Annotated in this window: 11 protein-coding genes; 10 read left to right on the forward strand and 1 reads right to left on the reverse strand. The window is 32.7% G+C overall.

What is annotated here, in order from left to right; translation table 4 throughout:
• Nucleotides 1-1,241: GumC domain-containing protein (locus tag BCF59_RS03665; protein ID WP_166666790.1), on the forward strand; the 1,241-nt coding region annotated here is incomplete at its 5' end.
• A gap of 68 nt (nucleotides 1,242-1,309) precedes the next feature.
• Here BCF59_RS03665 and BCF59_RS02370 read toward each other — a convergent pair.
• The gene (locus tag BCF59_RS02370) at nucleotides 1,310-2,122 is read right to left on the reverse strand and encodes a Cof-type HAD-IIB family hydrolase (RefSeq protein ID WP_134110887.1); all 813 of its coding nucleotides are present in this window, start codon (nucleotides 2,120-2,122) and stop codon (nucleotides 1,310-1,312) included.
• A gap of 1,804 nt (nucleotides 2,123-3,926) precedes the next feature.
• Here BCF59_RS02370 and BCF59_RS02375 point away from each other — a divergent pair.
• The 9 genes from BCF59_RS02375 to BCF59_RS02415 all read left to right on the forward strand — a co-directional run bounded on the left by BCF59_RS02375 (nucleotide 3,927) and on the right by BCF59_RS02415 (nucleotide 11,920).
• Nucleotides 3,927-4,556 (forward strand): hypothetical protein, encoded by a 630-nt coding sequence (locus BCF59_RS02375; protein ID WP_134110889.1) that lies wholly within the window; start codon nucleotides 3,927-3,929, stop codon nucleotides 4,554-4,556.
• Complete coding sequence (locus BCF59_RS02380) at nucleotides 4,543-6,348, forward strand: terminase TerL endonuclease subunit (protein ID WP_134110891.1); 1,806 nt, start codon at nucleotides 4,543-4,545, stop codon at nucleotides 6,346-6,348. Before BCF59_RS02375 ends, BCF59_RS02380 begins: the two co-directional genes overlap by 14 nt.
• 31 nt (nucleotides 6,349-6,379) lie before the next feature.
• Nucleotides 6,380-7,729 carry a phage portal protein gene (locus BCF59_RS02385; protein WP_234851422.1) on the forward strand — a complete coding sequence of 450 codons (1,350 nt, stop codon included), beginning with the start codon at nucleotides 6,380-6,382 and terminating at the stop codon, nucleotides 7,727-7,729.
• Nucleotides 7,680-9,497, forward strand: coding sequence for a phage major capsid protein (locus tag BCF59_RS02390; protein WP_134110893.1), 1,818 nt, complete (start codon nucleotides 7,680-7,682; stop codon nucleotides 9,495-9,497). Before BCF59_RS02385 ends, BCF59_RS02390 begins: the two co-directional genes overlap by 50 nt.
• A 65-nt stretch (nucleotides 9,498-9,562) precedes the next feature.
• Nucleotides 9,563-9,892, forward strand: coding sequence for a phage head-tail connector protein (locus BCF59_RS02395; RefSeq protein WP_134110895.1), 330 nt, complete (start codon nucleotides 9,563-9,565; stop codon nucleotides 9,890-9,892).
• Complete coding sequence (locus BCF59_RS02400; protein WP_134110897.1) at nucleotides 9,879-10,445, forward strand: hypothetical protein; 567 nt, start codon at nucleotides 9,879-9,881, stop codon at nucleotides 10,443-10,445. Before BCF59_RS02395 ends, BCF59_RS02400 begins: the two co-directional genes overlap by 14 nt.
• On the forward strand, nucleotides 10,420-10,938 hold the full coding sequence (locus BCF59_RS02405) for a hypothetical protein (protein ID WP_134110899.1): 519 nt from the start codon (nucleotides 10,420-10,422) through the stop codon (nucleotides 10,936-10,938). Before BCF59_RS02400 ends, BCF59_RS02405 begins: the two co-directional genes overlap by 26 nt.
• Nucleotides 10,938-11,390 carry a hypothetical protein gene (locus tag BCF59_RS02410; RefSeq protein WP_134110901.1) on the forward strand — a complete coding sequence of 151 codons (453 nt, stop codon included), beginning with the start codon at nucleotides 10,938-10,940 and terminating at the stop codon, nucleotides 11,388-11,390. Before BCF59_RS02405 ends, BCF59_RS02410 begins: the two co-directional genes overlap by 1 nt.
• Nucleotides 11,391-11,392: 2 nt before the next feature.
• Nucleotides 11,393-11,920: a phage tail tube protein gene (locus tag BCF59_RS02415; protein ID WP_208317605.1), complete on the forward strand. Its 528-nt coding sequence runs from the start codon at nucleotides 11,393-11,395 to the stop codon at nucleotides 11,918-11,920.

The following is an 11,920-nucleotide window of genomic DNA, read 5'->3' on the forward strand; positions in this document are numbered from 1 at the left end:
TTACTAATTTAGAAAATCAAATCAAAGCACAACAACAAAATGTAGCATTTTCTACTTACGATGAACAAGTGGCTGAAAATAATTTAGCTAAAGTAACTGACTTAAATCCAAAACATTACACACCTGAAACTTATGCTAAATTAACTGAAGAAGTGGCTAAACTTAAAGAAAAAATTAAACAAGGACAAGCTACACCGGCTGATTTTGTGGGAATAAATACTCAATTTACTGCAAATTATCAACAACTTCAAAAATCAGAGACCGGAATTGCTTATGACGCACTTCAAGAGCAATTAAAAGCAGCACAACAATTTGTCTTTGATAACGGTGATAAATTCCCGGATCAAGTCAAACAAGTTCAACAACAAATAGCACAACTTCAAGATGTTTTAAATAATAAAGACGCAGACATACAACAACTTCAAAACGCAACTAAACAAATTAAAACATCAACCGACAATGCAGTATCTCAAAAACAACAAGCATTAAATAACTTTAAACAATTAATTCAAAATCAAATCGCAAATAAAAATGATATTTATACACCCGAAAGTTATCAAGCATACTCAGATGCGATAAATAAAGCAAAGGTTAAATTAAATGCATCTGATACTTTAACTAATGAAGAGATTTTAGACTTACAAAATCAAATTCAACTTGCACAAAATCAATTAACTATCGCAAGCGATAAAGTAGAAGCTGCTAAAAGCAATGTTGAACCATTAGTAACACAGTTAGAATCACCAGAAATACAAAAACAATACCAAGAATTATTAAAAGCAGCTACAACTCCCGAAAAATTAGCTAAAGCAATTAATGATATTAATACCGCTATTAAGGATCAAAAAGTTGAGAAAGAAACTTTAAAAGATCAAGTTCAAAGAGATATTGATTCGATTAAAGATCCCGAGAAAAAAGCAGAATTACAAAAAGAATTTGATACGCTAAAAACATCAAATGCAACCAATGATAAATTCTCAGAATTCAGATCTCAAACATTAGCAGAATCACTTAAATCAATATTTAAATCACAACAATCAACAAATAATGCTGATGCTACTAAAGATAAACCTGAAAATCCAGAATCAAAACCTACAAATCCTACAAACCAACAACCTTCAAAATCAAAAAATACTGCAATTATTGTTATCTCAGTATTAATTGCTCTTGCGGTAATTGGTGGATTAATTGGTGCTTGATTTGCTGCTCGTTCAATCAAAAAGAAGAAAGCTAATAAATAAGTTACCAAATAAAAAGACATAGTAGATGCTATGTCTTTTTATTTAATTATTTAATTAAAGGTGTATATTTATTTCTCGATAAATTTATGTAAATATCGTGCCAGTCCAGATTCATTACATGGATATTCAGTTATTTCATCGGCTATTTCTTTTAATTCTGAAACTGAATTAGCCATTGCAACTAATTTACCAACTTTACCTTTTGCTGACGCGTCATTCATCGAATCACCAATATGCATTGCGTCAGTAGGATTAATACCTCAAAGTTGGCATAGTCTAACTTCTTCATCACCTTTAGAAATACCGATATTAGTTATCTCAATGATGTTATTGCTTCCACTTAATGAGACATTTAATTTTCCATCAAATTTTTCAGATCATTCATTAGCTAATTTTAAAATTTTCTTTTTTGATAAACTTCAAATTAAAGCTTTTAAAGGTTCAAAATTTGGATCATACTGTGAAAACTTTTTAGCAGTTTTCTTACCAAAACCCATAATTAAACGATAAAAACGATTTTTAGTATATGCATAATCTCTTGGATTTGAATTATAAACCACAAAACATTTATTACGCTTAATTTCAGTAAATAATTCATTTGCAATTTCTGCAGGTATTTTAGCAGAATGTGCTACTTCGCCGTTTATAACAGTTTGTGCACCATTTCAAGCAATATATGTATTAGACCCTAAAGATTGAACTATTTTTAAGGTTTTAGGATTTACACCACGACCGGTAGAAACAACTACAGGAATTGTTTTTTGAACCTTTTGAACTATATCTTTAGTGTATTCAGTTATTTCTTTTTGTCAAAATTTTTCGCCTGGACCATCAATCGTGGTGCCATCTAAGTCAATAAAAATTATTTTTGGTTTTTGCATTGATTTATTATACAAAATTTTTATGTTTTATGTTTTATAAAACATAAACACATACTTTTTTTCACAATTAAATACAAATTTGAATTAACTTAAAGATAATTTTTCTAAATCTTTAAAAGTGTTAAAATAGATTTATAAATTTTGAGTTTATTAGATTAATATTCAATTGCTTGATAACTGAATTTATTTGATTAACATTATGTTAGGATCTTATATATATATGTATATTTTCCACATTTGAACATTAAACAATGAGTCCTTTTATTTAACTCGTCAATCTAATTTTAACTCCATAAAAAAATAACTCCAAATAAAAAAATAAAAAAATTTAAAAAAGTTTTTAAAAAGTTAAAAAAATAACTTTAAGAATTTAAAAATAAAAAAAGAATAAAAAAATAAAAGTAGACTCGTAATTATGGGTTGTTATAATTATCTTGCTATCATTTATCATTGGATGGTAGCGCTAACTTTGAAAATTCATCCGAATATTACAAATTTTTAAAAACTCCAATCGTTTTATTATTTTTATTTTAGTAAGTAAGTGATTCGTACTTAAAGGTTTTACAATTCATAATTTCTTTCCATTGATTAAATCTAAGTAGCAAAATTACACCCGCATATTAAGTTATGTGGGTTTTTCTTTATTTAATAGCAATAAAAAGCCGCCTATAAATACACACAACCTCGTAATGAGTGATACATACATAAATAAGCAGCGGCCACTATAACTTTTTGAAAGGTTACAGGTCTAAACATAGTTGCACCCCTTTCTATATATTAATAACTCCGCAGCAAAATAAAAGAAGTAGAAAATAAAAAAGTTATTTAAAGACTGTTAGGGGGTGTTTAGGTGTTTAGATATATAAAAAATGCTCTCTATAAAAGAAAGCATCCACAGTGCCTCGCGAATTTACAAAATCGCTTAATCAAGTAAAGATGAGTTCGCACCAGTGATTTAGAGTAAATACTTAGATCTACTACAATATTATTATACCATAAATTAGGTGGGCTATCGTAGGTGTTTAAATGATGTGAATATATTAAAAGAAAGTAAAAGGGGGGTGGGTGTAGTGTTGGCTGTGAAATAGGGGGTGGTAGTTGGTGTATATAATATAGGGGGGAGTTGGTTGGTAGATGTGAGTGTAGATGTAATAAAATAAAAAAAGCTTTAAAAAGTTGTGAAATTTTCGTGTTAGGTAAGTATAGGGGGGATGATAAAAAAATAGGATTTTTCCTTTTCACCCCAACGCGCCCCCATTTGTGCAATTTTTTCAAATTTTGAAAATTAGACTTTTAAGGGGTTCAACTTTCTCCTTTTTTAAGGTCTTTTGAAACTCCATTTTTTGTGTTTTATAACAAAATGTGGTATGTTTCCACATTTCAAACCCCTAATTTAAGTGAAAAAATAGGGGGGTACAGGTGAAAAATTTAAGACATTAGGAACTCAAAAATAACTCGAGTCGATTCCAAAAAAACCCCCGTTTTTTCACTTGACCCCCCGTTTTTTTCACTTATAATTGACTTCATTTTTTATCATTTTTTCAAAAAGTTAATTTTTACTATTTTTTTATATATATTTATATACTTTTTATATTTATTAATATTAAATATATTCTTATATATAAAAATATAGAAAAATAAGGGATTTTAGGGGGATAATAGTAAAAAATGAAAAAGAATGAGTTTGCATCATTGAAAAATCTGGACCATCAAGATTTTAAACTTTTTATTTGGTTTATTTTTGGTTGCGAGTTAGAATTAGAGCGTATCTGCGTAAAAGGTCTCATCCTGTAAAAAGGAACTGATGACAAACAAAACAAATAAACACCAAAAAATAAAATTTATTGAAGCATTAAAACACGAACTTAAAACGATCAATCCCGACATTGATTTCAATGGTGTAATTGCTGAACTAACATTATCAGCCATTGAGAGTTTGTTTGATAAATTAGCTTCATTACTTTCATTACAACAGCAATGAGAACAAAAAATTAAACCCGAACGAGTTTCAAAATACAACCACGAAATTCAAACACTAACTGAAAGTATCAACCGAATAAAAAAACAACTAAGCATCGAGCAAAAAATACAAAACGAAAAACTTAAACAATTCAAAGAAAGTTCACCAAACATTGAGGATGCATTACTTTATTCGCATATCAAGCGATGAACCGATAGCGGCTTTCGCACTTTGTTAAGTTTGCAAAAGCGATTAGACAAATTGCAGGACGAACTTTGAAAGTTAAATCATTCAACCAACTTTTACAGCATCGCAAGTGATGGATCTTTAATTGATAAAAGTAATGAAACTAATAAAATTTTTGAAAATATACAAAACCACTTGCAAGGCAATTTTTATACAAGTATCGCTCGCGAGAAACTTAAAAAGCTTATAAGTCAAAGTCAAGGGGAAGACGACGATGAATTATTTTAAGCATTCTCTCTGAGAAAATGTTAATGAGTTTATTAAAAACATAGCAACCGAACAAATAGACGAGCCAACATCGTATGCGTTAAAGGTGTATCAAAATAAGATAGTCGCCTCTGAAATGGTGCGATTACAAGCCGCAAGGCATCTTTTGTTTTTATATCACCAATCAACCGACCCCGACTTTGGTTTTATCTATGATGCGAGTGCATATCAAAAGGTCGCAGACTTTGCGAAGCATATTATCATACCGGAAACAAAAAAGCCGTTTATCTTTACCGACTTTCGCGCATTTATCACGGGATTTGTTTTCGGATGACGATATAGAAACGACCCGAGTCGCAATATTACGACCGAAGTCTTTGACATCGAAGCGCGTAAGCAATGGAAAAGCAGTTTTTGAGCGATGATAGCATTAGCGACATCTTTAGGACTTTTAAAAGACGGAGCGGCCGAAGTATATTTTTGTGGGCCGCATAAAGAAAGCTCGAAAATACCTTACAAAATTGCGCTCGGTTACATTAAGACAAGCAAGAAAATTAAAAAACTTTTTGAGCGAGCTAATAGTGTAAGAATTATTAGCAAAAAGATGGGTGAAATTAAAGCGCTCCCTTTTGATAAAGCGGGATTGGAAGGGAAGAATCCATCCTTAGTTATCTTAACTGAGTATCATTTACATAAAGACGAAACGATGCAAGAAAGCGCGATGACATCTAAAAATTTAAGTAGGAAAAACCAATTAATAGTGTATGATACTACTAAGGGAGCAAATATTGAGTCGGTGTGTTTTCACCGCGAACGAGATTATAAGAATTTTTTAATTTCGCAAATTTTAAACCCTGAAAGCATTCATCCTAATTTTTCTGTGTTTTTGTTTTGTGCAGAATTAGATGAAGCAGATTGAGAAAATTGAAAAGATAGCAAATTATGGAAAAAGAGTAACCCGGGATTGGGTGTTACCGTTTCATTGCAAGACTTAGAAGCAGAAGCATCAAAAATTACCAACATAAGCGCCGAGGCTGAGTTTAAGATTAAGCGACTTGGGATTTGAGTTAATACAGGAATGGCCTACTTTTCATTCTCCGATATAATGGAGAGTCAAAAAGCAAACAAGGCCAAAGTGGAGGAATATCTACAACACCACAACCTGAAAGAATTAAATGCATTGATGGGAATCGACTTATCAAGCACGAGCGATACAACGGCTATATGTTTGAACTGAGAAATCCCGCAAGCAGATGGTGAAAGTATTTACCTTTTTAAAATTCACTCCTTTATACCATCGGATTCAATCGCTAAGAAAGAAATAAGCGATAAAGCACGATACCGGCAATGATTGCAGCAGGGACTACTCACAGCATCGCAAGGGAAAGTGATTGATTATTCGTTGGTAGTTGATAAAATAAGAGAATGAAAAAATTTATACAATATTAAGAAATTATTATACGACCGATGACGATTTTTTGCAGTTAAAGACAACATCTTAAAAAATGAAGTTTTTAGTGACGAACAAGTCCAGGACGTAAAGCAGGGAGTATATTTAAATCCCGCCTTTCAACAGTTTGAGATTAAGTTAAGAAATAAAAAAATTTATATATTAGATGACAACGAATTAGTGTTTTCACATATTTTAAATGTAGAGGTGCAACATTCTAAAAATAGTACCGAGACTTTTTTAATTAAAAAACTATCAACCAATTCGCGCATCGATGCATTTATTGCGATGCTTAATACCATAAGTTGAAGACATAATATAACAGATAAAACGACGGAAGCATTTTTTGATTTAATATCTTAAAAGGATGAAATAGTTAGCTAAGGAGTTATCTTTGGCGTCTATTTTTAAGAATTTAAAGAATTTATTTACACCAAAACGCATCAACGATATACCGGAAATAGGGTATCGTAATTTTTCTATATCTTTGAGCGACCCTATTGTTGCTAAAACTATCAAAACATTAACTCCGGCCGAGTTTCTAACCTTTGGACTAGCCGTGCGAGCAGTGCAAATGATAGCTAATGATATAGCAAAAGTAAATTTTAGACATTCAAAATATAACAAAGACAACGACAGCGAAAACATCAACAATTCGCAACTTTTGAAAATTTTAAACAAAAAACCAAACGACAAGCAAACACCCTGAGAATTTAAGAAGTCACTGATATGGAATTTATTAATTTATGGAAGTGCACCTCTTTTAAAAGTAAGCGACCAAACCGGAGCCTTGATTGAATTAATACCGGTGTACCCACCTTATCTAACTAAAAAACAAAAAGACAACGGTGAGACATTTTATCAATTCAAGCGAGATAATAACGACCCGATAAATTTCTTAGATGATGAGATTATATTTATCGAGTATGAAATCATCCCTGGTTTTGATACTGCTAACATTCGTACCTTATTCAAAAGCACCATTAGCAAAATACGCGAAAACGAGCTTTCAATGTTAAATGCGATAGCCAACGACCTTTCGACATCTTTATTTATTAAAATAAAAGAAAGCACCAACCCTGAGCAAAGACGATTAGCAAATACAGCGCTAAAGGAAATGTTAGAAAATCAAAAGAAGTCGGGAAGTTTTGGAATCGTTATCGATGAGAAATGAGACATCGGTCAAGCGACCGAAATTATAAATGCACGTATCGACTTTCAAACAAGAAACAGTCTCGGACGAGAATTTGCTGCAAGTTTGGGAATACCGCCGGCTAAATTAGGAATTGATGATCCGAACAAATATAACAGTAGCGCCGAATTAAACCGGGCGTATGTAGATAATTCACTTAAACCGCTACTGATTAACATATGCGAGAAATTAACCGACAAATTATTAAGCAATGATGACGAGTTTATAACGTTTCGTACCTTAGACCTTTTATCAATAGATTTAAAAGCAATCCAAGAATTTGCAACGAGTGCAATAAATAGCGGCTACGCGACGGCCAACGAGATACGCGCACTTATCGGACTAGACAAACACCCTGACGGTGACCACTTATTAGCAAACGGAGCATTGACACCGATAAATTCATTAATTAACAACAACAACCAAACACCACCAAAAACAAGCGATAACGAAAACCAAAGCGACGATAAAGACGAGCAAACAACGCAGCAGGAGGCTAATATTGAAACCGATAATTATAATAACCAAAAACAAACCAACAACAGCAAATAATGAAAATAAGCGAACCATCGAGCTGACAATTGAATTAGATAGTTGAAGTCCAATTTATGAAAATTATGGAACCAAGTACCGCGAACAAATCGCTCCGAATTGTTTTGATTTTGATACCGAGATAAGCAAACAAGAAATAAACAGTTATTTAGATCATAAAGTAAGTATCGAGCATTTATTAGCAAGCACTAAGAACAAGTCGATGCAAGTAAGAAAAGAAAATAACAAAATAATAGCAAACATCCCCGTCGATGAAGCTAACCCGCTTTTAAAGAAAGCCGCCGATTTAATAGCCGATGGAGTTATTGAAAGTAATTCGTTTATTTTTCAACCCTTAGAAGTAGAAGTTAATAAAATAAAAGACAATCCGGAACTGCAATTAGAGCTAACTTATACCAAGGCAAAACTAATGAGCATCGACCCGGTTTTTGAAGGGTTTTATCCACAAGATAAATGCAGAGTATACGATGCAAGCAACAACGAAAATATTAATATTTTAGAATATTTACAAGGAGTAAAAATGAAACAAGAAACAAGCCAAGAACAAAAACAACCAACACCAAACAACGATACAGAAATTCAAGCATTAAATGAAAAGATAGCAGAATTAGAAGCACAAGTGCTAAACCAACAAGCACAACGTGATGAAATGTACGAAAAACTACAAAAGAGATTTGAAGCAGTTAAAGAACAAAACGAACAACCAAAAGCACCCCAGCTATCTTTTAAAGAGTTAAGAGACAAAGCAAAAGCAGGAACAGCAACAGCGCAAGAATTAGCACAATTGAACAACGAGATGCTGGACTTATTAACCGAAGCAGATAAAAACGAAATAAGAGTAGCGCACCCAGCAACCTATGCGAAACTACAAAAAAGAGCCCTAGATGGAACCACTAACGAAAAAGGACTCGCAGTAATTGAAACACAAAGTATGCCGGGAATTTTAACCGATTGAAACGCATTGTTCCCAGAATATACTGAACTTGCATCAAAGTTTAACCTTACCGGGTTAGATCAGTTAGTAAAGAACGTCTATGTCCCAGATAACAGCGATATTAGTGCAATAAATGAAGGAGCAGATTCAACAGCATTAGGTGGGAAAACTTTTCAAGTAAAATTCAGTCCCGTAAGATATTCAACATACATTACACAAAATAACGCCCTAACACACGGAGCGGAGTTATGAAACGCACAAGTGCAGAATGCTAAAAATTCAATTATTCGCGCATTACGTAAAAAATTCTATGAATCACTCTTTACACATGCAACAGCAACCGTTCCAACTAATGGAACATACAGTGGTGGAGTAACCCAAGAGGCTAAATATACCACTAAAGCAACCGGAAAATTTAGCTGAAGCGACATCGATGCGTTAGTTAGAGAAATACAAGATAAAGGCGGAGATGATAAGGTAAAAGACTTTGTGATTGTAATGCATCCAACAACTTTAGCAGCATTAGAGGAACCTTTCATTAATTCAACCACCGCATCGTTTATTAATACTGTGTATGATACTATTAACAAAACATATCGTGGGTTACAAATTATCACAACCTCAATGTACCCAGATAACACCATCGCAACAAACAAGAAGGTCGCAGTATTGTTTGATAAAAACGCCGTAGCAAGTTATGGACTTTCATTTGTAGTAGAAAACGACCCTTATAAAGATATGAGTAAAGACCAAATCAACACTTACATTAGAACACGCGGAGAGATTAAATTAGTAGACCCGCATGTGCATTCACGTTTTGTAGTAGTTAAGTAATAAAAATTAAAGAGAGGGAGAGTTTTCACTTTTCTTTTCTTTGTTTTTATTTTAGGTAATAAACTATGTGACCAAATGAAGTTATTTATGATTGATTGCAGCAACTTAAACAAAATCTCGCAATTGCAGATGATAGCAGGGATGACTTATTATTAGACTATATAGAAATAGCACGCGAGAATATATGGAAACAATACTACGAACTAGAAACCGACGAAAACGGAATACCAGACGAACACCCATGATCCTGAGATTTAAAAACGAAGCTGGCCACCTTACATTTAGCAGCCTTATATGTTAGCAACCCCGACACCAACAACATCGCAAATAGTGTAATAGATTCGCGAATGATTTTTAAAATATTAGGAGATAGGATACCATATGGCAAGAATTAACCACATCAACCCGAGAAATTACCGAGAACCGTTTTTATTAGTGAAGAAAAAGATTATGGAAGAACGGGGAATGCAACGAGGCTATGCATTTTATTCTAAATTGTTTTATGCATCTATTATCAAAAATACAAATAGCAACCTTGATGCACAAACCGAGCGCGAAGCATTAGAATTTTTATCAATTAAGATATTAAATACTACCTTCCAAATTAATAACGGTGATTTTATCGTTAGAGATTCAAAAGTCTTTAGTATTACAGAAGTAGATAACGACCAATTCAATGTCCAAGAACAAAAACTCCGCGCAAGATATGAAGGTAGCATTAGTGACCGAAATTTCACAGATTTAAAAGCATATGTTGATACCGTTAATGATTACGAAATTAATAAACCACTGCAGGTTATGGTGAGTGTGAAGTCATTAGGAGAAGTGTTTAAAAAAGATTTTGGAACAATGGTGCAGGAATTGTTAGGGGGAATTAATGAACAAATCAACACCTTAAAACAAGAAGTACAGGAACTTAAAAATGAACGAACCAATTCTAGCGGTTAAGTATTCAAAAGCAGAAATTAAAGATGTGTTTGATGGTTTAAAAACTAAATACGGACAAAAGCTAGACACTTTTTTAAGTAGTCCGCAGACGATGAATTTTTTAAAAACTAAAGGCGAAATAATTAAACAAAAAACTCAGCAAACCGTCCCTGATTCAAGTTTTTCAAAACGGCCTAGAACCAAAGGACAACACCTTAAAGATGTTATTAAAATATGAACTTGGCAGCCTAAGAATTCAAAGATGAAGTTTATTGCTGTTGGAGTAAATAAAGACGAGACCACCAAAGCAGAGCGCACTGGGTATTATGTAGCAATCGCAGGACGGAGAAAAGGAAAGGGTGGAAACTATATCAACTTTAAATATAGCAAAAAACAAACCAAAAAAGAAGCGTTGCGCAAAGCATATAAAGAAACCTGAGGTAATGGTAGTAAACCAACAGCCGAATATATTAATAAGATATTACTACCAGAATTAAATAAGAACGGAGCATAATGAAAATAACAGAGAATGATGTGGCATACGAAATATACCAAAAAGCAAGCGAACAAATTAAAGATCTGCCGAAGTTTTGATTTCAAATAGTAGAAAACGACAAAGATGCACCAGATCAGGCGTTATTGTTTTATTTAGAAAATTCGTTATCGCTACCGGTATATTTTAATGATAATTATAAGTATATTAATTTTAGCATTCTATACGGAGCAAATCGAAACGAGCATCCTAAGCAACTTTCAAAAGTTAAGGAATTAATTAATTTTTTAGCACACACCTGAACATTTAATAGCTTTGATATCGTCCTTATGAAATTAAATGGAGTAACCTTTACACAAAGCCAACAAGAGAATCTCAGGTATTTATTACTTTCACAACCCATCTTTGATTTACTTTCACAAGAATACAAAATTAATTACGAAATAGCAATAACAAGCAAAGGAGCAAAATAATAATGGCAAATTTTAAAACAAATGCAGGGAATAAACTTTTTATCGCATTAAGCCCCGACACAGCAATAAGCGATGATGGAAGTATTAACGTTTCAGCTGCAAGATTTAGCGAAATTGAACACATTACTGCCTTAAAATTAAACTATTCACCAAAGAAAGAAGATAAAGTATATTATCACAATAACGGAGAATCGACATCAATTACTACTGGACTTTCTAAGTCCTTATCGGTTTCTATTGATTTTGATAATTCAAGCCAAGCACATCAATATTTATTAAGTCTTTTATTAGGAGACGTTCATAATGTTAATAATCAGGTGATTATGCTTGAAATTCATACTATAAGTGCAGAAACTAATAAATTCGTAACTGTTAGTGGTAAAGCTACTATTAACTTTAAAAATCACTTCCCATCAGGTAATGCAGATGAACTACAAAAATTAGAATTCGATATCTTACCACAAGACAATAAATGAACCACAACCAATACCCCAAAAACAAACAGCACACAAGCACACACAGGAGTATAA

Origin of the sequence: Mycoplasmopsis mustelae, assembly GCF_004365095.1 — a bacterium.
Lineage (GTDB): Bacteria > Bacillota_I > Bacilli_A > Mycoplasmatales > Metamycoplasmataceae > Mycoplasmopsis > Mycoplasmopsis mustelae.